This window comes from Pseudomonas cedrina subsp. cedrina, from assembly GCF_001983175.1.
Taxonomy (GTDB): domain Bacteria; phylum Pseudomonadota; class Gammaproteobacteria; order Pseudomonadales; family Pseudomonadaceae; genus Aquipseudomonas; species Aquipseudomonas cedrina.
The window spans coordinates 1-21,342 of record NZ_MNPW01000003.1; the positions used below are offsets into that span (position 1 = coordinate 1).

At 60.3% G+C, this 21,342-nt stretch carries 16 protein-coding genes; 1 reads left to right on the plus strand and 15 read right to left on the minus strand.

The genetic code is table 11. The features are described 5' to 3' along the window. The 3 genes from BLL36_RS05810 to BLL36_RS05820 all read right to left on the minus strand — a co-directional run. On the minus strand, positions 1 to 854 hold an 854-nt coding region (locus BLL36_RS05810; protein WP_139341025.1), incomplete at its 3' end, for an IS4 family transposase. Positions 855 to 1,198: 344 nt separating this feature from the next. Beyond that, entirely contained in the window at positions 1,199 to 3,574 is a 2,376-nt protein-coding gene (locus BLL36_RS05815) for an efflux RND transporter permease subunit (protein WP_076950523.1), read from the minus strand. A gap of 15 nt (positions 3,575 to 3,589) precedes the next feature. Next, positions 3,590 to 4,630, minus strand: a complete 1,041-nt coding sequence (locus BLL36_RS05820) for a WD40/YVTN/BNR-like repeat-containing protein (RefSeq protein WP_083735262.1) — start codon at positions 4,628 to 4,630, stop codon at positions 3,590 to 3,592. A 308-nt stretch (positions 4,631 to 4,938) separates the two neighbouring features. On the opposite strand from BLL36_RS05820, the gene BLL36_RS05825 reads away from it, so the two are divergent. Continuing rightward, on the plus strand, positions 4,939 to 6,054 hold the full coding sequence (locus BLL36_RS05825; protein WP_076950525.1) for a Gfo/Idh/MocA family protein: 1,116 nt from the start codon (positions 4,939 to 4,941) through the stop codon (positions 6,052 to 6,054). 125 nt (positions 6,055 to 6,179) lie between these two features. On the opposite strand, the gene BLL36_RS05830 is transcribed toward BLL36_RS05825, so the two are convergent. From BLL36_RS05830 to BLL36_RS05880, 12 genes are all read right to left on the minus strand, one after another. Then, positions 6,180 to 7,883: an AMP-binding protein gene (locus tag BLL36_RS05830; protein ID WP_076950526.1), complete on the minus strand. Its 1,704-nt coding sequence runs from the start codon at positions 7,881 to 7,883 to the stop codon at positions 6,180 to 6,182. A 31-nt stretch (positions 7,884 to 7,914) separates the two neighbouring features. Then, positions 7,915 to 9,213: an acetyl-CoA C-acetyltransferase gene (locus BLL36_RS05835; RefSeq protein ID WP_076950527.1), complete on the minus strand. Its 1,299-nt coding sequence runs from the start codon at positions 9,211 to 9,213 to the stop codon at positions 7,915 to 7,917. Further along, positions 9,210 to 10,100 carry a MaoC/PaaZ C-terminal domain-containing protein gene (locus tag BLL36_RS05840; RefSeq protein ID WP_076950528.1) on the minus strand — a complete coding sequence of 297 codons (891 nt, stop codon included), beginning with the start codon at positions 10,098 to 10,100 and terminating at the stop codon, positions 9,210 to 9,212. The genes BLL36_RS05835 and BLL36_RS05840 overlap by 4 nt, the downstream gene beginning before the upstream one ends. Before the next feature lie 3 nt (positions 10,101 to 10,103). Next, positions 10,104 to 11,447: a 3-oxoacyl-ACP reductase gene (locus BLL36_RS05845; RefSeq protein WP_076950529.1), complete on the minus strand. Its 1,344-nt coding sequence runs from the start codon at positions 11,445 to 11,447 to the stop codon at positions 10,104 to 10,106. Between the two features lie 152 nt (positions 11,448 to 11,599). Then, positions 11,600 to 14,125 carry an acyl-CoA dehydrogenase gene (locus tag BLL36_RS05850; protein ID WP_076950530.1) on the minus strand — a complete coding sequence of 842 codons (2,526 nt, stop codon included), beginning with the start codon at positions 14,123 to 14,125 and terminating at the stop codon, positions 11,600 to 11,602. A 199-nt stretch (positions 14,126 to 14,324) separates the two neighbouring features. Beyond that, on the minus strand, positions 14,325 to 15,779 hold the full coding sequence (locus tag BLL36_RS05855; protein WP_076950531.1) for an outer membrane protein transport protein: 1,455 nt from the start codon (positions 15,777 to 15,779) through the stop codon (positions 14,325 to 14,327). Positions 15,780 to 15,881: 102 nt separating this feature from the next. Then, the gene (gene praB / locus BLL36_RS05860) at positions 15,882 to 16,373 is read right to left on the minus strand and encodes an alkane oxidation protein activator PraB (protein ID WP_076950532.1); all 492 of its coding nucleotides are present in this window, start codon (positions 16,371 to 16,373) and stop codon (positions 15,882 to 15,884) included. Positions 16,374 to 16,506: 133 nt separating this feature from the next. After that, on the minus strand, positions 16,507 to 16,632 hold the full coding sequence (locus tag BLL36_RS31250; RefSeq protein ID WP_231998981.1) for an oligogalacturonate lyase family protein: 126 nt from the start codon (positions 16,630 to 16,632) through the stop codon (positions 16,507 to 16,509). Positions 16,633 to 17,119: 487 nt separating this feature from the next. Beyond that, a complete protein-coding gene (locus BLL36_RS05865; RefSeq protein ID WP_076950533.1) occupies positions 17,120 to 18,562 on the minus strand; it encodes an outer membrane protein transport protein in 1,443 nt (480 codons plus the stop codon). Between the two features lie 121 nt (positions 18,563 to 18,683). Next, positions 18,684 to 19,208, minus strand: a complete 525-nt coding sequence (gene praB / locus BLL36_RS05870; RefSeq protein WP_076950534.1) for an alkane oxidation protein activator PraB — start codon at positions 19,206 to 19,208, stop codon at positions 18,684 to 18,686. A 129-nt stretch (positions 19,209 to 19,337) separates the two neighbouring features. After that, entirely contained in the window at positions 19,338 to 19,832 is a 495-nt protein-coding gene (gene praA, locus BLL36_RS05875) for an alkane oxidation protein activator PraA (protein ID WP_076950535.1), read from the minus strand. A gap of 130 nt (positions 19,833 to 19,962) precedes the next feature. Beyond that, on the minus strand, positions 19,963 to 21,243 hold the full coding sequence (locus BLL36_RS05880; protein ID WP_076950536.1) for an alkane 1-monooxygenase: 1,281 nt from the start codon (positions 21,241 to 21,243) through the stop codon (positions 19,963 to 19,965). Between the last annotated feature and the right edge of the window lie 99 nt (positions 21,244 to 21,342).

Sequence of the window (21,342 nt, forward strand, 5' to 3'; positions counted from 1 at the left end):
CTCCAGCGACGGCGGTACAAATCGGCGATTTGTTCGGCACTGATGGAGTCGGGCAAGTTGCTCCAGAACAACAACGTAGTGTCGCCAGAGTCGGTGGGGGTTTGCAGACTCAGTTCGACACGCCGCCACTGGCGTCCACCTTTTAATTCGATGGTCTGCTCACGCACGTGACCTGCCGCGACGGCAATAGGCTCCTGCCAGTCGCTTTCCTTAAGCAGGCGTGGATGTTTGCTCTGTTCGCGAATGATGAACGAGGCTCCAGACTCTTCGCAGGTCTCCATGACCGGGAGCGTGCAATAGAGTCGATCAGCCATCCACAGCTGCCCCGCACAGGCTTTTTCCAGCAACGGCAGAACGCCGACTCGCTCACTGGCGTAGGCATCTTCACAGGGCTGAAGATCGACGACCTGATCCAGGTCGGGGTCGTAAACCACTACCGAAAAACCAGGCCGGGCGGCCCCCCGCTCACGGCGCAAAGCGCCCAAGCGTTTTTCGCTGGAAGGCAGGTGATTGCCGTCGACGACCCGCAGTTGCCAGCCAGGCAAAATGGCTGAGTGCCCCAGTTCTTTTATCGTTGGTGCCAAGCGCTCTGCGCTGCCGGTGACCAGGGCGCGCAGCAGCGCAGGCTCTGTGCGGCTGACCTTGTCATACAGCGCCGCCAAGCTGACGGGGAGATCCTCCATCTGCCGTGCAGCAGCATATAACGATGGTCGCAAGCCCAATGAAACAAGGGACATCAGTTCAACGATGGTTGAGAACAGAAGCTCACGCGGATATTGCCGCTGACGATGTTCTTCGAACACCTGATCGACCCATTCGCCAGGAACGACCTGCTCCAGTATCACTTTGGTCATGACACTGGCCGGTGCTTTTTTCTCAAACCGCGCTAGAACTTCTGCCCACATCGCTTTCGTCACCCTGACTGGAGTTTTGGGGGATTTTATCAAAGACCTTGAAAGGGCTGGCCGTAAGGGCGGAACCCTAAGCCGCCGTTACCACAGCAACGGATATGTACTCGGTCAAACCCCAAAAAACGGTCGGCTCGAAGGCCGCCAAGCAAGCTCCTCGCCACACACCGTTGAAAGTTGTGTAGATACCCATGCCGCGATGACGGAGTGTCAGCCATACATCTGTTGACTGAACCACCGCCATCGCAGGCAAGCCAGCTCCCACAGGTTGGAATGTGTCGGGCCCTGAATCAGTGGGCGAACAACGAATTGCCCTTCTGCCCCGCCAATTTTTCAGGCTTGATCAGGAACCGCGCCAGCGCCGGCAGCAGCCACAGCGCGCCGAACATGTTCCACAGCAGCATGAAGGTCAGCATCAGGCCCATGTCGGCCTGGAACTTGATGGCCGAGAAGATCCAGGTGCACACGCCGATCGCCAGGCACAAACCGGTGAACAGCACCGCCTTGCCGGTGGACTTGAGCGTCTGGTAGTACGCCTCTTGCAGCGGCAGGCCGGCGCGCAGGAAACTTTCCAGGCGGCTGTAGATGTAGATGCCGTAATCCACGCCGATCCCCACGCCCAAGGCCACCACCGGCAAGGTGGCGACCTTGACGCCGATGCCCATGAACGCCATCAGCGCGTTACCCAACACCGAGGTCAGCACCAGCGGCAGCACGATGCACAAGGTCGCCGCCCAGGAACGGAAGGTGATCATGCACATGGTCGCCACGCACAGGTAGACCAGGATCAGGATGGTCAGCTCGGACTCCTTGATCACCTCGTTGGTGGCCGCTTCGATCCCGGCGTTACCGGCTGCCAGGATGAACTCCAGGCCGTCCTTGTTGTTTTCCTTGGCGAAGTCCTGCACCGCATGCACCGCACGGTCGAGGGTTTCGGCCTTGTGGTCGTTGAGGAACACCAGTACCGGCGCCAGGGAACAGGTGTTGTTGTACAAGCCATCGGCACGGGCGATGGAGTTGTTCAGCACATCGGGGTTACGTGACAGGGTTTCCCATTTCAGGTTGCCCTCGTTCATGCCCTTGATCATCTGCTTGGACACGGTCACCAGCGAGATCGCCGACTGCACGCCCTCGGTGTTCTGCATTTTCCACATCAACTGGTCGATGGGCGCCATGGCTTCATAGCGCGAGCAGCCTTCGGCCTTGGTCTTGACCATCACCACCAGCACGTCGGAGCTGGTGGAGTAGTTGCTGATGATGAAGTTGTTGTCTTTGTTGTAGCGCGAGTCCGGGCGCAGTTCCGGCGCGCCCTGGTCAAGGTCACCGATCTTCAGGTTCTGGCTGTACCAGAGGCCGCCACCGAAGGCGACCAGCGCCAGCAGGATCGAGACCGGTGCGACCTTGGCGCTGGCGAATTTGGACAGCAGGCGCCAGAACGGATGCTCGCGGTGCGCGTCTTTCTTGCTGATGGCAATGGCACGCTGGCTGATGCCGACATAGGAAATCGCCACCGGCAGCAGGATCAGGTTGGTGAACACAATCACCGCCACACCGATGGACGCACCGATGGCCAGCTCGCGGATCACGCCGATGTCGATGATCAGCAGCGTGATAAAGCCCACGGCGTCGGCCAGGATCGCGATCATCCCCGGCAGGAACAGCTGCCGGAACGTGCGTCGCGCCGCCGTCAGCGCATTGTCGGCCTCACTGGATTGCAGCGCGATACCGTTGATCTTCTGCACACCGTGGGAAATACCGATGGCGAAAATCAGGAACGGCACCAGCATCGAATAGGGATCGAGGCCAAAACCGAAGAAGTGCATCAGCCCCAGTTGCCAGACCACCGCCACCAGCGTGGTGCTCAACACGGCGATGGTGCTGCGCAGGCAGTGGGTGAACCACAGCAGCAACACCAGGGTGATGACGAATGCGATACCGAAGAACAGCACCACCATCACCAGGCCGTCGATCAGGTCGCCTACCTTTTTGGCAAAACCGACGATGTGGATTTTGACGTTGGGGTTCTGCGCTTCGAACTTGTCGCGAATCTTGTCTTCGAGTTCATGGGAGAACTTGCGATAGTCCAGGGCCAGCAGCTTGCCCTGGTCCTGCGGGTCCGGGTAAGACTCCAGCAGCGGGATATCGACGATGCTCGATTTGAAATCGTTGGCCACCAGGCGCCCGACCTGGCCGGACTTGAGCACGTTGTTGCGCAGTTGATCGAGGCTTTGCGGCGAGCCGTTGTAGCTCTGTGGGATGACTTCGCCACCGGCAAAGCCTTCTTCGGTCACTTCGGTCCAGCGCACGCTGGGACTCCACAGCGATTTGAGGCCCGAGCGGTCAACGCCGGAGATGTAGAACACCTCGTCGTTGATCTGCCTTAGGGTTTCCATGTATGACTGGGTGAAAATGTCGCCGTCTTTGGCTTCCACCGAGATGCGCACAGTGTTGCCCAGGTTCGCCAAATCGTTGCGGTGCTCCATCATCTTTTCGATGAAGGGGTGCTTGAGGGGGATCATCTTTTCAAAGCTGGTGGACGGGCGAATCAAGGTCGCCTGCCAGAACAGGAAAATACTCACCAGCAGGCAGATGACGATCACCGCCGGGCGGTTGTTGAAGATCAGGCGCTCAAGAAAGGTCGCTTTATCGTTGTGATGACTGCTCATTCTTTGCCCGCCTTCTTATTGTTTTGTCGGTTCGGCGCCAGCAGCTGTCGCGACGCGAACGCCGCCCTGCCCGACCAGAATCAAGTTGCCATTGCCCGCCGCTGTGACCGCCGAGAGTGAGATACGGTCCGGGCGATTGAACACGCTGAAGGTCTGGCCGTCGTCATGGCTGACCACCACGCTGCCGCCATTGCCGACGACGACAATGGCGCCATCCTCCAGCAAGGTCGCGCCGGACAGACCAAATTCCAGCGCTCCCCGCGCCGCGTTCAATTCGACCTGTTCCCAGGTGCCGCCGAAATCCGTGGAGCGGTACAGGTTGCCGCGCAAACCGTAGGCCAGCAGGGTCTGCGGTTGAGCGGTGCCGATCACGCCGAACAGCGAGCCCTCGTAGGGGCCTTCGAGTTTTTCCCAGGTCTGGCCGTCATCGCTGGAACGGAACATGCTGCCCTGCTCGCCGACGATAAACAGGCCGGCGTCCTTGATGTGGGCGATGGCGTTGAGGTGATACTGGTCTTCGTTGTCGAGGCGGTCGCTGACGTCTGCCCAGGTTTTGCCGCCGTCGGTGGTTTCGATCAATGCACCGTAGGCGCCGACAGCCAGGCCGTGGCTGGCGTCGTTGAACCACACATCGAGCAACGGGGCTTCGCGCTTGAGGTCCTGGTATTGCTGGGTCCAGGTGGCGCCGCCGTCGACGCTTGCGAGAATTTGCGCATCGTGGCCCACCGCCCAGCCCTGCTTGTCATCGACAAAAAAGACCGCCGTGAGCAGTTGCCGGGTGGGGACTTTGGCTTGGGTCCAGGTGTTGCCCTGGTCATCGGAAAAGAGGATGTGCCCGCGGTCGCCGACGGCCACCAGGCGCTTGCCGGCATGCACCACGTCGATCATCAGGCCTTTGACGGCCTTGGGCGATTCAATCGCAAACGCAGGCGTTGCGGTGGTATCGCTGGCTGCCAGTACCGGTGTCGACAACGCGCCACCGATCAGCAGCGAGAGCGCTGTGGCCAGCAACGCAACCTTGCGTGCGGCGCGCGGGCGGCAAACAACCCAACCCATGACAGGCTCACTCATAGACCTTTCTCCCATTTATTATTGTTATCGCTGCCTTCCGCGGCCTTGAAACCTGCAATCTAGAGCGCCCGGAGGAAGCAGCGGCCATCCTATCGGGCTTTCGAATCGTCTGACAATCGGCGCTACGTTATCTTTTGTTAACTGGCGGCGTTTGGCCATAGGCTGAATGTAGCTGTATTCGCCGGGGTGATCATTGATCGTGATATGAATTTTTATTCCATCTATTGAGTTTTGGGAATTTTTATTCCATTAATACGCCTTCTGAACAACAATAATTCAAAAGGACCCTGGCGATGCGTGAACTCGGAATCGGCTTGATTGGCACGGGCTTCATGGGGCGTGCCCATGCGTTGGCGTTCAATAATGCGCGCACGGTGTTTGAACTGCCTGTGCACCTCAAACTGGCCGCCCTGGCCGATGCCGATACCGCACGCGCCCAGCACTGCGCCACGGCGTGGGGCTTTGCCAGGGCCCATGGCGACTGGCAAGCGCTGATCGATGACCCCGATGTGGACGTGGTAGCGATCACCACGCCCAATCATTTGCATTACCCCATGGCCATGGCGGCGATTGCAGCGGGTAAGGCGGTGTATTGCGAGAAACCATTGGCCGTGACTCTGGAACAAGCCGACGCGATGCGCCGCGCCGCCAGTGCGGCCGGCGTGGTGACGCGGGTGGGCTACAACTATCAGCACAATCCGATGATCGTCTGGGCGCGGCAGATGATCGCCAACGGCGACTTGGGCGAGATCATCAGCTTCCAGGGCGAGAACGGCGAAGATTTCATGGCCGATCCAAAAACACCGTGGGCCTGGCGCTGTGACGCGGAGCATGCCGGCGGCACCCTGGCCGACCTGGGCAGCCACTTGTTGGCGATGGCGCGTTACTTGGTGGGCGATATCCAAAGCGTGTGCGCCGATACCCAGACCGTATTCAAACTCCGTCCCGCCAGCGCCGACAGCCATGATCTGCGCGCAATCACCGTTGACGATCAGGTGCATGCACTGCTGCGTTTCGCCAATGGCGCCCGAGGCACCATCAGCAGCAGTTGGGTCAAGCACGGCTATAAAAACCACTTAAGTTTCGAGATCAGCGGCACCCAAGGCACCCTGGCCTTCGATCAGGAGCGCTTGAATGAACTGCGCCTGTATCGCGCCGGCCAATCCGGTTTCCAACGCCTACTGGCCGGCCCCGCCCTGCCTGGATACGCGGCGTTCAGCCCGGCGCCGGGGCATCAGTTGGGCTACAACGAGTTGAAGACGCTGGAGGTGCAGGAGTTGATCATGGCCTGCGCCGGCCAGGGTGCGGATGGCAGTGATTTCGACGCGGCGTGGGAAGTGGAGCGGCTGGCGGCGGCGATTCGCCTGGCGGCCCGTGAAGAACGCTGGGTAAACGTGAACGCGGTCTAAAAAACACCCGCATACCCTTTGGGAGCTGGCTTGCCTGCGATGGCGGTGTCTCAGTCGATAGATGCAGTGACTGGCACACCGTCATCGCGGGCAAGCCCGGCTCCCACAGGATTAGCCGTGAGGGCTTAACGCAAAGCCCGGCGCAGCACTTTGCCCACGGTGGTCTTGGGCAATTCAGTGGTCCGAAACTCCACATACCGAGGCACCTTGTACCCCGTGAGGTAGACCCGGCAATGGGCGAGGAGCTGCTCCTGGGTCAGGTTCGGGTCCTTGCGCACCACAATGATTTTCACCCGTTCCCCCGTCACACCGTCTTCCACACCAATGGCCGCCACTTCCGCGACCCCTGGGTGCAACGCCACCACGTCCTCGATTTCATTGGGGTACACGTTGAAGCCCGAAACCAGGATCATGTCCTTCTTGCGGTCCACCAGGCGGATGTAGCCGCGCTCATCCATCACGCCGATATCACCGGTCGACAACCACCCGTCGGCGTCCAGCACCTCGGCCGTGGCCTCCGGACGTTTCCAGTAACCCTGCATCACTTGGGGGCCGCGCACTTGCAGTTCGCCCTGTTCACCGATGTCGGCCAGTTCGCCGTCTTCGCGCATGAACCGCACCCAGGTCGACGGTAATGGCACGCCGATACTGCCGGTGAATTCCATCTCACGCATGCGGGCAATATTAATCGGACTGATGCTCACCACCGGCGAGCACTCGGTCAGGCCGTAACCTTCGATGATCGGCAACCCGGTGACCTCCTTCCAGCGCTTGGCGATCGCCGTGTGCGTGGCCATGCCGCCGGCGATCACCATGCGCAGGTCGGAAAAGTCCCGCGCGCAAAACTCCTTGTTTTCCAGCAAGCCATTGAACAGCGTGTTGACCCCGGCAATGCCGTTGAAGCGTTCCTTGCGCAGGATCATCTGCACCCGCTTCACGTCCCGAGGGTTGGCGATCAGGATGTTGCGCCCGCCCAGGCACATGAACATCAGGCAGTTCACCGTCAGGGAAAAGATGTGGTACAGCGGCAGCAGGGTGACGTTGGTTTCCTGCTTGTCCTGGTCCAGTTGGTCGCCGACCCAGGCCTTGGCTTGCAACAGGTTGGCGATGATATTGCGGTGGCTGAGCATCACGCCCTTGGCATCGCCGGTGGTGCCGCCGGTGTATTGCAGGAAGGCCAGGTCGTCGCGGTGCAGGTCCACCGGGAAATGGGTGAGCCCGCGCCCCAGCTTCAATGCCTGGTTGAACCGCACCGATCCCTGCAAATTGAACGCTGGCACCTGCTTTTGCACAGTGCGCAGGATGAAGTTCATCGCCGCCCCCTTGAAGGTGCCCAGCAAGTCGCCGATGGCGGCGACCACCACGCGTTTGACGCTGCTGCCGGCGATGACTTTTTCCAGGGTATGGGCGAAATTTTCGAAGATCACCACGGTTTGCGCGCCGCTGTCCTTGAGCAGATGCTTGAGCTCGTGGGCGGTGTACAACGGGTTGACGTTGACCACCACCGCGCCGGCCAGGATCGTGCCCAGCAGGCAGATCGGGTACTGCAAGCAGTTGGGCATCATCAGCGCCACGCGATCGCCTTTCTGCACGCCCTGGGCCTGCAGCCAGGCGGCGAATGCAATGCCCTGCACCTGCCAGTCGGCATAGGTCATTTCGGTGCCGATGCTGACATACGCCACGCGCTCGTGGAATTTTTCCAGATGTTCGAGGAATACCTCGCGCAACGAGGGGTAGTCTTCGATAGCCGCATCGATATCCGCCGGGACGCCGGGCAAGTAAGCGTTCAGCCAGATCCGTTCGGTGTGTTCCAGGCTTACAGCGTTCATGGCAGTTTCCTTGTTGTTGTTTTTGGCAAAACTACTTTTCGACGATGGCGGTAATGCCCAGCCCGCCCGCCGCGCAGATGGAAATCAGGCCGCGGCCGCCGCCGTTTTCGTGAAGGGTCTTGGCCAGCGTCGCCAATTGCCGGCCACCCGTGGCGGCGAAGGGATGGCCGCAGCCGAGTGAGCCACCGTTGACGTTCATCTTCGCCCGGTCGATGGCGCCCAGCGGCGCATCCAGGCCCAGGCGCGCGCGGCAGTAATCGGCGTCTTCCCAGGCCTTGAGGGTGCATAACACCTGGGCGGCAAAAGCTTCGTGGATTTCGAAGAAGTCGAAGTCCTCCAAGCCCAGGCCTTCGCGCTGGAGCATGCGTGGCACCGCGTAGGCCGGGGCCATCAATAAGCCTTCCGTGCCGTCGACAAAATTCACCGCCGCCGTCTCGCCGGTGCGCAGATAAGCCAGCACCGGCCAGCCATTGGCGGCAGCCCATTCTTCGCTGGCCAGCAACACCACCGAGGCGCCATCGGTCAGCGGCGTGGAGTTGCCCGCGGTGAGCGTGCCGTCCTGTCGGTCGTAGGCCGGCGCCAGGCCGGCGAGTTTCGCCAGGCTGGCGTCGGCACGCAGGTTGTTGTCCTTCGCCAGGCCGCGATGGGGGCTGATCAAGTCGTCGAAGAAGCCACGCTTGTAAGCCGCCTCCAGGCGCTGATGGCTGGTGAGCGTCAGCTCATCCTGGGCCAGGCGCTTGATCTGCCAGCGCTTGGCCATTGCTTCGCAGTGCTCGCCCATGGACAAACCGGTGCGCGGCTCGCCATTGCGCGGCAGCAGCGGCTTGAACAACATCGAGGGTCGGGCTTTAAGCAGCGCCTTGAGCTTGTCGCCCATGCCCTTGGCGCGGTTGGCCGCGAGCAAGGTGTGACGCAAGGACTCGTTAATGCCGATGGGTGCGTCGGAGGTGGTGTCGGCACCGCCGGCAATGCCCACCTCGATCTGCCCGAGGGCGATCTTGTTGGCCACCAGCAACGCCGCTTCCAGGCCGGTGCCGCAGGCTTGCTGCACGTCGTAGGCCGGTGTGTCGGGGGACAGCGTGGTCGAGAGTAACGACTCACGCGCCAGGTTGAAGTCCCGCGAATGCTTGATCACCGCGCCGGCGGCGAACTCACCCAGGCGTTGGCCGTGCAGGTTGTAACGATCGACCAGGCCCTGCAGGGCGGCGACCAGTAGGTCCTGGTTGCTGTCGTGGGCATAAACCGTATTGGAGCGCGCAAACGGGATGCGGTTGCCGCCGATAATCGCCACGCGGCGAACCTGCACCGGGTTGAAGCTGTATTCAGTCATTTAAGGCTCTCATTCCAAATAAACAACCCACGCATATGGGGTTTGTCGCCCGCGAAATTGCGCACTTCGAATTCACGGCGTGGGCCTGTCACCGGCAGGTTCCACAGCGCCACCTGGCCGGGCAGAAAAATCGGCAGCTTGAAGTCGCAATGGGCCTCGGCCTGGTCCAGCCCGCCGGGCGGTTGCTGCGCCGCCAGCGCGCGGCCCAGGGTCCACATGCCGTGGGCGATGGCGCGGCGAAAGCCGAAGAGCTTCGCGCCGATCACCGACGTGTGGATCGGGTTGAAATCGCCCGATACCTTGGCAAAGCGCCGGCCCAGGTCGGCGGGCAGCACCCAGCGTTGGGTGCGCAGCAAGCCTTCCTCCGGCAACGGCAGCGCGTCGTCCCACGGCTCGCCAATCGGGCCCTTGACGTCACGGCGCAGGTACAGAGTGTCGCTCTCCCACACCAGGCAGCCGTTGCCGTAGGCGCGAGTGGCGATGCTCAGCGCCTGGCCTTTGGGATGGGCGACCCAGCGCTCGCAATACACTTCCAGGCGCAACGCCTGGCCTACGTTCAGGCGCTGGTGCTGACGAATGCGATTGGCCAGGTGCACCATGCCGCTGGCCGGGTACGGGAAACTCGGGCGGGTCAACAGCATCAAGTGCAACGGGAATGCCAACACATGGGGGTACGACAACGGCACGCCCTGCTCGCGGCGAAAACCACAAGCACGCGCATACGCGGCGATGCCGGTGGCGGACAGTTCCACCGCCGAGCGCACCAGGCGCGCCCTGGGCAGAACAGGCGCACCGTCGAGCTTGGGCTTGCGCAAGGCCCGCACGCCGTCCAGCAACAAGCGGGTGCGCGAGGGCGGCGAGTCGATAATCTGCGTCACGTAGTCCATGGCTCAGGCTCCCAGCAGGCTTTGGCCGCACACGCGTACGACTTGGCCGTTGACCCCGCCAGATGCCGGGTGCGCCAGCCAGGCAATGGTCTCGGCCACGTCGATCGGCTGCCCGCCCTGGGACAGCGAATTCATGCGCCGCCCCGCTTCGCGAATCATCAGCGGGATTTTTGCAGTCATCTGGGTTTCGATGAACCCCGGCGCCACTGCATTCACGGTGACATGCTGCGCTGCCGCACGCGGTGCCAGGCTCTGCACCAGGCCGATCACGCCGGCCTTGGACGTCGCGTAATTGCTTTGCCCCAGGTTGCCGGCAATGCCGGAGATCGACGACACGCAGACGATGCGTCCGCCGGGGTTGAGCCCCTGGCTCTCAAGCAATGCATCGCTCAACTGCAACGGCGCCTCGAGGTTGACCGCCAGCACACTGCGCCAAGCGGCCTCGGTCATTTTGGCGATGGTCTTGTCGCGGGTAATCCCGGCGTTGTGCACCAGCACATCGAAAGCACCGTGTTCGCTGACATGGGCTTGCAGCCGTGTGACGGCATCCGCCGCGGTGATATCCAAAGGCAGCGCCGAACCACCGAGACTGTCCGCCGCCTGTTGCAGCGCGGCCTCGGTCTGGGGCACATCCACGCAAACCACGTGGGCGCCGTCGCGCGCCAGCACTTGGGCGATCGCCAGGCCAATGCCTCGGGACGCGCCGGTGACCAGGGCGCGGCGGCCGGCAAAAGGCTTGTCCCAATTGACGCTGACATGGCCGTCCACCGGTTTTTCAAGGCGCACCACTTGCCCCGACACATAGGCCGAACGGCGCGACAGGAAGAAGCGCAAGCTGCTGTCCAGTGCGTCTTCGGCGCCAGGTGCCACGTAGATCAACTGCACGGTAATCGCCCGGCGCAGTTCCTTGGCCAGCGAACGCACCAAACCCTCGAGGGCGCGCTGGGCGATGGCCTGGGGCAAACCCTCGCAATGTTCCGGCGCGGTGCCAAGTACCACCACCCGGCCATGTTGGCCGAGGCGCCTGGCATTGGCGTGGAAGAACCCGTAAAGCTCGTCCAGTTGTTGCGGACCGGCCACGGCGCTGGCGTCGAATACCGCACCTTGCACCTTGACCGTGGACGGCGCCGTGAGCGTGGCCGGGGTAGCGGTAACCGTGTCGGTGGCCGCGAAAATCCGCTGCACCTCGGCGGCCAGGCGCCCTGCCCCGGCGACGATGACCGGGTTGGCCAGGCCTTGTTGGCCGCTGCGATGGCGTTGCAGGGGCAAGGGCTGCGGCAAACCGACGGCCTGGGCCAGGCGACGGCCCCAGGGGGAATTGACGAACGAAAGGTAGCTGTCACTCATAAGGCACTCACACAAATTCTGACCGTGTAAACCCGATCCACTGTGGGAGCTGGCTTGCCTGCGATGGCGTCACCTCGGTTGAACTGACAGACCGAGGTGCCTGTATCGCAGGCAAGCCAGCTCCCATACTGACCGCGTTCATTCAATGCGACTCAGCTGACCGGTGCGTTTTCGCCTTGGGTCGTGCGGCGTTTCGCCGTCGGTTCCAACGCCTGCTTACGCTGCTGCAACGCCTCCAGCAGGCCGAAGTCCTGCGGGAAGTCATCCACCTGGATCGCGTGATCGGCATATTCCACATAGCGCGCCAGCAAGGCTTCTTCGTCGTCGCTGATCAGGTCCAGCGCCCGCGCCTTGACGCGCCAGGTGATGAAGGCGGTGGCGGAGATCGGCAGCGGTTCGATCAGGCCTTGCTTGACGGCAGGCTTGAGTCGGGCGTCGATCAGCTCGACCTGCGGCAACAGGCGCAGGCCCAGTTCGCCGTAGGCCAATTTGTCGATTTCCGGGCGAGGAATGTAGGAGTTGGCCAGCAAGCGGTCGCGGGTTTCGCCCGGTACCTGCACCACATCGGCCACCTGGGCCAGCAGGCGGTCCGAAGGTTTGCGCAGCGGGATACCGAACGGGAAGGTCAACGCCTTCAGCACTGCGGCAGCAGGCTTGGACGGGTAGTTATCGAGCACTTCGGCCAAGGCTTCATGGGCGCGCAGCAACGCATCCTGGGCCGACCAATGCACCAGCGGCAGATCGGCCTGGGGCCGGCCGTCGTCCTCAAAACGCTTGAGCACGCAGGACAGGATGTACAGCTGCGAAAGAATATCTCCCAGGCGCCCGGTGATACTTTCCTTGCGCTTGAGAGCCCCGCCCAACACGCCCATGGAAACGTCCGAAATCAGGGCCAACACCACCGACAGGCGATTGGCCTGACGGTAGTAGGACGCCAACGCCGGCTCGGTTTTGGCCGGTACGGAAATCAGCCGCCCACCGGTCAGCGAATGCACCGCTGCGCGTACGGTGTTGGCCAGCACAAAGCTCACATGGCCGAACAGGGCGCTGTCGAAGTCTTCCAGCGCCTTGCGCCGGTCAGGGTTGCGCGCCGCTTCCATCTCGCGCAACACATAGGGATGGCAGCGGATCAGCCCTTGGCCAAAGATGATCAGGCAGCGCGTCATGATGTTCGCGCCTTCCACCGTAATGGCGATGGGGCTTTGCTGGTAGGCCCGGGCCAGGAAGTTGTTGGGGCCCATGCAAATGCCCTTGCCGGCGACGATGTCCATGCCGTCATTGACGATGATCCGCGCGCGCTCGGTGACATGGTATTTGGCGATGGCCGAGATCACCGACGGCTTCTCACCCGCATCCAGGGAGGCCACCGAAACTTTGCGCACCGCATCGCAGGCATACAGGTGCCCGGCCATCCGCGCCAGGGGCGCCTGCACGCCTTCGAATTTGCCGATGGGCAGGCCGAACTGCTTGCGCATCGCGGCATAGGCGGTGGTGCCGCGCACCGCGACCTTGGCCAGACCAACGTTGGACGACGGCAGGGAAATCGCGCGCCCGGCGGCCAGGCATTCCATCAGCATGCGCCAGCCGTTGCCGACTTGCTCACGGCCGCCGATCACCCATTCCAGCGGGATGAACACATCCTTGCCGGTGGTAGGACCGTTCTGGAACACGGCATTGAGGGGCCAATGACGCCGCCCGCTGTTAACGCCGGGGTGGGACGTGGGGATCAACGCGCAGGTGATGCCCAGCGAACCCGGCTGGCCGAGCAGCCCGTCCGGGTCTTCTGCGCGAAATGCCAAGCCGAGCACCGTGGCGATCGGGCCGAGGGTGATGTAGCGCTTGTCCCAGGTCACACGAAAACCCAGCACTTGCTCACCTTCGTGCAGGCCTTTGCAGACAATGCCCAGGTCCGGGATCGCCCCCGCATCGGAGCCGGCATAGGGGCTGGTCAGCGCAAAACAGGGAATGTCTTCACCCCGCGCCAGACGCGGCAGGTAGTAATTGCGCTGGGCATCGGTGCCGTAATGCAACAGCAGCTCGGCCGGCCCCAGGGAGTTGGGCACCATCACCGAAATCGCCGCCGCCGAACAGCGCGTCGACAGCTTCATCACCACCTGCGAGTGCGCATAATGGGAGAAACCTTTGCCGCCGTACTGCTTGGGAATGATCATGCCCAGGAAGCCCGCGTCCTTGGTGTACTGCCAGCCTTCGGGCGACATGTCCTGCCAGACCTGGGTGGTTTCCCAGTCGTTGGCGATGTCGCACAGGGTTTCCACTTCGTTGTCGAGGAAGGCTTGCTCTTCGGCGCTCAGGCTGGCCGGTGCGGCTTGCAACAAGCGCTGCCAATCGGGCTTGCCGCTGAACAGCTCGGCGTCCCACCACACGGTGCCGGACTCGATGGCGGCACGCTCGGTGTCGGACATCGCCGGCATGATTGTGCGAAACAGGTCCAAGGCCTTGCGGGTGAGCAAGGTGCGGCGCAGGGGTTTGAGGGTCATCAGCAACGCCGGCAACACCACCAGCACCGCCGCGACGCCAGTGCCGAACCCGGCCACTGCATTGAACAGGTATCCCGCCGCCAGCCAGAGCACGCCAGCGCCCAACCACATGGCGGCAGCCGCTTGTCGATAGGCCAGGGCGATCGCTGCTGCGAAACCCACTATTAACCAGATAACCATGGAAATACCTCTACTCGATTCAGGGTACGGCTACGTGCGCCAGGTCGGATGACATGCGGCGTAACGCCACACTACAAAATTCGAAAACTATATTCAAATTTTGTTTTGAAATTATTATTTAATCCTTGAGCGAAAAAAAAGGCGGCTGAGCGGGCCGCCTGGTCAATCAGTACCTTGGAGGGGTGGTTATCCTGAAAAGTCAGAAGGCGTAAGTGGCCGAAAGGCTGACGACGTCACCGGACGCATTGACCTTGCCGTCAAGGTTCGCAGCGCCAAGGCGGTCGACGTTGCGGGTCTTCAACTTCACCTGCTGAACGAATTGGTGGGAATACGCAACATCCAGTGTCAGGCCCTCGACTGCCTTCACCTCGTACCCGGCGCCAAGGGACAGGAACGTGCGATCCCCATCCGGTATTCGCGGGTCACGGGTCGAATTGCGCGTGGGCGTCTGGTCAATGGCCAGGCCTGCACGCAAGGTCAGTTCATCGGTCGCACGGAAGTCGCCGCCGAGGGCGTACATCCAGGTGTCTTTGTAGTTGTAGGGAATAGAGACGATCGTGACGTCGCCGGACGTGAGCGTCAGGTCTTTGAACGACGACCACTGCGTCCAGACCACACTTGCGCCCAGGGTTAAACGATCATTGAACCGGTGCACCCAGTCCAGGCCAGCAGTGGCGGGAATATCCAGCCGGGTGCTGGCTCGGGCACCGTCCGGAAACAGTTCGAGCCCCGGATAAGCCGTGCCGACCAGCGTACCGCTACCGCCGAACGGGCTCGGTTGGGTCATGAGGTTGTAGGAAAATTGATCGGCATGGATGTTGTACTTGCCGGTCATCCTGTTCTTGATCCTGGCGTGGTAGTTCAAGCCCACGGTGTCTTTGTCCGTGGGTTTCCAGGCGACGCCGGTAAACCAGCCTGCCGAGATATTGTCGACCTTGACGCGCATCAGCGCGCCCCCGACATCAGACGGAAAAGGAATGCCGCCCAATTCGGAATCGGACACCGCCGCCGCCGACAACAAGTCGATGTTCTGGCTGACGAAGCCTTTGCTGTGCTGGACGATCATGCCGCCCCCGATGGAAAACCGCTCGTTGACCTTGAACGACAAGGACCCTGTCAGCCCTACGGTTTCAATTTTGGTGTCCACTGCAAAGCCGCGCAGTTTCGAGTCTTCATCCCAGGTTGAACGCATGCCCTGGGGCACAACCTGGCTCAGGCCAAAGGCGAATCGATCGCCCAGGGGCATCACCATGAAGCCCGTCGGCAGCCAGGCCGTGAACCCGCCTTGTCCGCCATCATTGGTGTTGACAGTGGTTGCCGAGCCGTCGGGAAAGCCATCGCTGTCCAGCGGCGTAGTGGAGATGGGGTTGCCTGCATAGTCAGAGGCGTCGCCTTTGTACTTGATCCTGATGCGTGCGTAGTCAACCGTGAACTGCGCGATGTTGCGATCAACGAAGGCCATGGCGGCCGGGTTGTTATACGCCGAACTGGGATCGTTCCTGAACAGCGAACCGCCCGCGAACGCCCTCCCCCAACCGGGTGCGCCATAAGTCGGCGTGGAGAAACCGCCGGCCTGCACAGGCAAGGCAATCAGCAACTCGCCGATCAATGCCAGCCCCAGCAGAACCCGTACCTGTCGCTTTTTATCATTCATACGGCACTCCTTACTGCGATAGCCCTCAGCCTGCGCAACCGGCGCCTCGCTTGAGGCGCCGGTCTTTTAACGGGCGATCAGCCCTGTGTGCTCAAGCCAGCGTCAAGGCACAATGGTGAATGCAGGCGTCGGCTTGACGCTCAGGCTCACCACGGTGCAGTTGCCCGCCAGGGATTGATTGGACGCGGTCAGCACGCCACCGCTGTAGCTGGAGGTGATGGTCGAAGCACCACACTTCGAGGCCGGGTACAGGATTGACCCGGCGATGGTGTAACCGACGTTGGACACAGAACCCTGGGTGGTCCCGGTCGCCGTCAATGTCCACGGCAGCCCGGTAATCTTGGGCAAGCTGCAAAGACCACCACCGGTGACGGCAACGCCGGTGATCTTCGCAACACCCGCGGCGTCGACATTGCCGGTGAAGGTCGCCCTACAGTTAACGGCAGCCTGGTAGGAAGACGGCGATTTCACCGAGATCGTGCCAGGAGCGGTGAAGTTGGTGTTTACAGGAGTGATGCTATAGGCATTGGCCATGGAAGCGGCACCCATGCAAACTGCCAGGGCAGACAACGATACGAGGGTCTTGAAGTTCATCTTTATTATTCCTCATCTATAAAGGCGAGTGACTCGCCGGGGGTAATGGCCGTGATCAAAAAGCCCTGCGCAAACAACAGGCCCTTTGGTCCAGCCAAATCATCAACTCACTGATCGGCACATAAAAAGAATCTCAGCTGAATACTTTAATGTGGGCGCGCTCGGCAACGCCATCCAAGTAAGACTTGATGACAAACGACAGGCCCACAGCGATCCATTTAATATGAGCGGCTGACTTGCCAGAGGCGTGTTCAATCATTGCTCTTCCCTGGAAACTTATATCAATTAGGTAGAACAACTTTCTTGCATCTGAACACAAGCCGAAATAGGAATAATCTGAGCGATTAGTAGTACCAAACCACGCAAATAACATGCGCAATTGGTATATTCCCATGAGCGTAGGAAGTTTGCCCAACAGCGATAACTTCGCACCTTGGACAAGTAGGAGATATGAACGGGTTGCGTGAGCATCCCGTTAAGAAGGAGCGCAGAGGATAAAGCGCCAAGATGCGCTTGGCGCTTTATCCTTAATGCTGGGGTACTGACTTAGAACGCATAGGTAGCCGAAACAGAGACAACATCGCCTGAAGATTCGGACCTCGACAAACCAAATTAAAATTATTTTTTGAAATTTTTATTTAATCGCTAGGCAAAAAATACGCACGACGGGTTTCGCCGGGTCTACCTATCTGCAGGAAGATCGGAACGGGTCGCTGTGACGACCCGCCGATGCGAGGCTCGCTGGCTCAAAACTCGTAAGTGGCGGACAGGCTGACCACATCACCCCGGGCCTCTGACTTGCCATCAAGCGTGGCGCCGCCTAGACGATTGACGTTTTCAGTTCTCAGCTTCACGGTTTCCACGAACTGGTGCGAATATGCGCCGTCGACGCTTAGCCCGGGAACCGCGCGGATTTTGTATCCGAAGCCCAAGGAAACAAATGTGCGATCGCCATCGGGGATGCGCGGGTCGCGGGTGGCGTCCGGCGTGGGCGTCTGATCAAAAGAAACCCCCGTGCGCACGGTCAAGTCATCGGTGAGTTTGTAATCGGTGCCGAGCGAGTACTGCCAGGCATCCTTGTAGCGGTAGGGAATCGATACGATGGTGGAACCCTCTGATTTGAGGGTCAGCGCCTTGAACGACGACCAGTCTGTCCAGGTAGCACTGAAGCCGACGCCCCAGCGCTCAGAGAACTGGTGTACCCAATCGAAAGACGCGGTGGCGGGAATATCCAGTCGCGTTGAGGCATTGGCGCCGTCAGGATAAAGATGAAGGCCTGGGTACGCCAACTCCACCAGGGTTTTGCCATCGACCACGGGCGTCGTCATGATCAGCCGAGATTGTGGGTCGGCATACATGTTGTATTTGCCTTCGAGTTTGTTCTTTATCTTGGCGTGATAGTTCAACCCCAGCGTGTCATGATCAGTCGGTTTCCAGGCGATACCGGCAAACCAACCCAGCGAGGTATTGTCCACCTTGACGCGCATCAACGCGCCACCTAGGCCCGCCGGAAATTCAACCCCCCCGAAGTCGGGTGACTGTGACGCCGCCGCATAGAGGTCAACGTTTTGGCTCACAAAACCTGAAGTGTGCTGGAGTATGGCGCCGGCACCGATAGAAAACTGATCATTGACTTTGAACGATAGCGAGCCTGTGAGCCCGACGGTTTCAATTTTGGTGTCGACCGCAAAGTCCCTGCCTTTCCAGTCATCGTCGTAGCTGGTTCGCGCGCCCATAGGCACGACCTGACTCAGGCCAAAACTCAATCGATCGTTGATCGGCATGACCATGAACCCGGTGGGCACCCACGCTTCAAAACCAGCTTGGCCTCCATTGCTTGTGCGGGTGTTGTAGGTCGATTCAAAGGTATCCGGGTCAAGCGTAGTGGCAGCGGTTGGGCGTCCGGAGTAGTCGTAAGCGTTACCTTTATATTTGATGTCGATATTGGCGTAGTTGAGCGTGAACTGCGAAATGCTCTTATCGATAAACGCCATTGCCGCCGGGTTGTTATAAGCCGCTGACGGATCGTTCTTGAACAACGAACCACCCCCGAATGCACGGCCCCAGCCGGCGGCGTTGGTGGTTGGAGTCATGAACGCCCCCGCCTGGACCGCTCCCGACACGATCATCAACCCGCCCAGCAAGGCCAGGCTGAAAGATGCGTGTACCTGCTGTTTCTTATTATTCATGCTCCACTCCTTATTATTTTTATGCAGCACCAACCCGTAAGTGCGTTGGCTTGCCTCAACAGGCGCCTTCTGGAAGGCGCCTGCCTTCACTGCAGGTGATCAGCCCGAGTTCACAACAGCATCAAGGGACAATCTGCAACAGCGGCGACGTGGTCACCGTCACACTCAGGCTTTGAAGTGTGCAGCTCGAACCCAGCGGCTGGTTCGCCGGGGTAGCGGTCAACACGCCAGTGCCATTGTTGTAGGACACCGCGACAGTTGCCGGACCGCAATTGGAAGCGGGAAACACGGAGCCGGGAATGGTGTAGCCAACATTTGTCACGTTACCGGTGCCTGCACTACCCGAAAGCGTTGTGGCAGTCAGCGTCCATGGCACACCGGTGATTTTTGGCAATTTGCACAAATTATTGGAGCCCGAGACCGTCACCGTATTGATGCTTGCAATACCCGTGCCGTTAACCGTGCCATCAAACTTCACATTACAGGTAATGGGCAACTGAAACGAAGACGGCGACTTCACCGTGAGCGAACCGGAAGCAGAAAAGGTACTGCTGACGGGGGCGATACTGACAGCATTCGCCATCGAAGCCGCACCCATGCAAACAGCCAAAGCAGACAACGATACGAGGGTTTTCAAACTTTTCATTGTTGTTCCTCACATGTTATGGCGAGTCTTTCGCCGGGGGTAATGGCCATGAAAGAGAAATCACGGTGATGCTGCAGAACTTCCCTTCTCAGCCAAATTCATCAATTACCGCTACGCATTCGGAGTGTGTTATTCAACCACCTTGAAGTTCGGCGGCATCTTGATCGACACCGTCTTGATCGTGCAGTCTTCGCCAATCGGTACATTGGCGGCTTCCAACTTGCCGGTGGCGTTGTCCCAAGTACCTTCTGCGGTAGAAGGCCCGCATTTGCCGCCCAGGCCAAACGCATGCACATCCACGCTGATCTTCGACATGGAACCGCTCCTGGTGTCCTTGGCAACCAATACCCAGGGCAAGTTAATGGCTTCGACCCGGCTGCACTTGAGGCCGCCGTCGAATTCAACCTTGTTTACATTCACCGATGAACCATCGGCCGCCACGTTGCCGGCCACCTTGATGGTGCAATCGGCGCTGATCAGTGCACCTTTGGAGAAACTGATGGGGCCTTGGGCCGTGAAGGCGCTGCCGGCGGGTTCGATGCTGGCAGCCTGGGCCTGGTGATAAGCGATCAGCCCCAGGGCGGCCAATACAATATGAGCAGTGAACTTGGCGGGTGAGTGCATGGTGCGTCCTTCCCTTTAAATTATTGTTGTTCGGGTCAAACTACTTAATGTGCAACTGGCGTGGGAAACAGTGGGCGACAGCGACCGCGAGATACACAGCCCCGAGCACACCCACAACTTTCAATTCACATCAGAACGGCTTGGCAGCGCCGCTGTATTTCTCCAGATACTTCAACCGCTGTGAAGGTTGAAGATTGGCCAGGCTGATATCGCCGGCATAATGGTTGAGCACGCGATGATCCATTCGACGCCGCCATAAGTAAGGCACATAGGCCCAGACAATCATGCTTGCGTAGCCGTAGGGTAATTGCGGCGATTCATCAAAGTGGCGCAACGACTGATAACTACGGGTCGGGTTGGCATGGTGATCGGAGTGACGCTGCAATTGGAACAGGAAGATATTGGTGACAATACGATTACTGTTCCATGAATGCCGTGGCGAACAACGTTCATAACGACCATTGGGCAACTTCTGGCGTTTAAGCCCGTAATGCTCGACATAGTTCACCACCTCCAGCAGCGAGAACCCGTAGATGCCCTGGATGATCAGGAACGGGATCACCGCCACGCCCAGCCAGGCGATCATCGCGCCCCACAGCACCAGGCTGTACATCCACGCGCTGAGTACGCCGTTGCGCCAGTGCCAGGTCGGCAGGCCGAGTTTGCGCAGGCGTTCGCGCTCCAGGTTCCACGCCGAGCGCGCACTGAACCAGACCGAGCGCGGCAGGAACGCCCAAAAGCTCTCTCCCAGGCGCGAGCTGGCCGGATCTTCCGGTGTGGCGACGCGTACGTGATGACCACGGTTGTGTTCGGTGTAGAAGTGCCCGTAGAAGGTCGGGGCCAGGGTAACCTTGGCCAGGAACACTTCCAGCGCATTGGGTTTATGCCCCAGTTCATGGGCAGTATTGATCGCAATGCCGGTGGCGGCACCGGTCGACATGGCCATGCCCAGATAGGTAAGCGCGCTCACTTCACCATGCAGCTGAGTGCGCTCGGTGATGTAGCTGGCGAGTTGAGACAGCGCACTGGAGGGTTCGAGGTTCGCGGTCGTCTGCAACAAGCCGCCGTGGATGATCCAATCGATCCCGCCGGCGGCCAGCCAACCGGTGATCACCACCGATGAGAGGACGAACAGCACGCCGGTGTAGACGATCCAGCGGTAATAACGCTGGGACTCAAGGTGGCTGACGGCGGATTCGGGCGGGTTGCTTACGTCCTCACCGAGTAGGGCGTCGATCAACGGGATAAGGCCGAAGATCACCAGCACGCCGACCCACCAGAGTGACTGAATACCGGTGGTGATCGCCAAGGCTCCGCAGAGCAGCGGCGTGGCCAAAGGCATGATGCCCAGCCACCAGAGGTGACGCTTGCTGTCGGTCCATACGCTTGGGGCTACCAGAGTCTGGTTCATGGCAGCCTCCGCGGCGGGAAAGCGCAAAACAGGTTCAGGGAGCGCTGAGTGCTCCAGGAAATCAACCATGCGATAAAAGACGTTTTTTTCATTTTTATT

What these genes read in the sequence shown, in the direction of transcription:
- BLL36_RS05815 (WP_076950523.1), bottom strand. Translation starts at nt 3,574, where the DNA reads ATGAGCAGTCATCACAACGATAAAGCGACCTTTCTTGAGCGCCTGATC.
- BLL36_RS05820 (WP_083735262.1), bottom strand. Translation starts at nt 4,630, where the DNA reads ATGGGTTGGGTTGTTTGCCGCCCGCGCGCCGCACGCAAGGTTGCGTTG.
- BLL36_RS05825 (WP_076950525.1), top strand. Translation starts at nt 4,939, where the DNA reads ATGCGTGAACTCGGAATCGGCTTGATTGGCACGGGCTTCATGGGGCGT.
- BLL36_RS05830 (WP_076950526.1), bottom strand. Translation starts at nt 7,883, where the DNA reads ATGAACGCTGTAAGCCTGGAACACACCGAACGGATCTGGCTGAACGCT.
- BLL36_RS05835 (WP_076950527.1), bottom strand. Translation starts at nt 9,213, where the DNA reads ATGACTGAATACAGCTTCAACCCGGTGCAGGTTCGCCGCGTGGCGATT.
- BLL36_RS05840 (WP_076950528.1), bottom strand. Translation starts at nt 10,100, where the DNA reads ATGGACTACGTGACGCAGATTATCGACTCGCCGCCCTCGCGCACCCGC.
- BLL36_RS05845 (WP_076950529.1), bottom strand. Translation starts at nt 11,447, where the DNA reads ATGAGTGACAGCTACCTTTCGTTCGTCAATTCCCCCTGGGGCCGTCGC.
- BLL36_RS05850 (WP_076950530.1), bottom strand. Translation starts at nt 14,125, where the DNA reads ATGGTTATCTGGTTAATAGTGGGTTTCGCAGCAGCGATCGCCCTGGCC.
- BLL36_RS05855 (WP_076950531.1), bottom strand. Translation starts at nt 15,779, where the DNA reads ATGAATGATAAAAAGCGACAGGTACGGGTTCTGCTGGGGCTGGCATTG.
- praB (WP_076950532.1), bottom strand. Translation starts at nt 16,373, where the DNA reads ATGAACTTCAAGACCCTCGTATCGTTGTCTGCCCTGGCAGTTTGCATG.
- BLL36_RS31250 (WP_231998981.1), bottom strand. Translation starts at nt 16,632, where the DNA reads ATGATTGAACACGCCTCTGGCAAGTCAGCCGCTCATATTAAATGGATC.
- BLL36_RS05865 (WP_076950533.1), bottom strand. Translation starts at nt 18,562, where the DNA reads ATGAATAATAAGAAACAGCAGGTACACGCATCTTTCAGCCTGGCCTTG.
- praB (WP_076950534.1), bottom strand. Translation starts at nt 19,208, where the DNA reads ATGAAAAGTTTGAAAACCCTCGTATCGTTGTCTGCTTTGGCTGTTTGC.
- praA (WP_076950535.1), bottom strand. Translation starts at nt 19,832, where the DNA reads ATGCACTCACCCGCCAAGTTCACTGCTCATATTGTATTGGCCGCCCTG.
- BLL36_RS05880 (WP_076950536.1), bottom strand. Translation starts at nt 21,243, where the DNA reads ATGAACCAGACTCTGGTAGCCCCAAGCGTATGGACCGACAGCAAGCGT.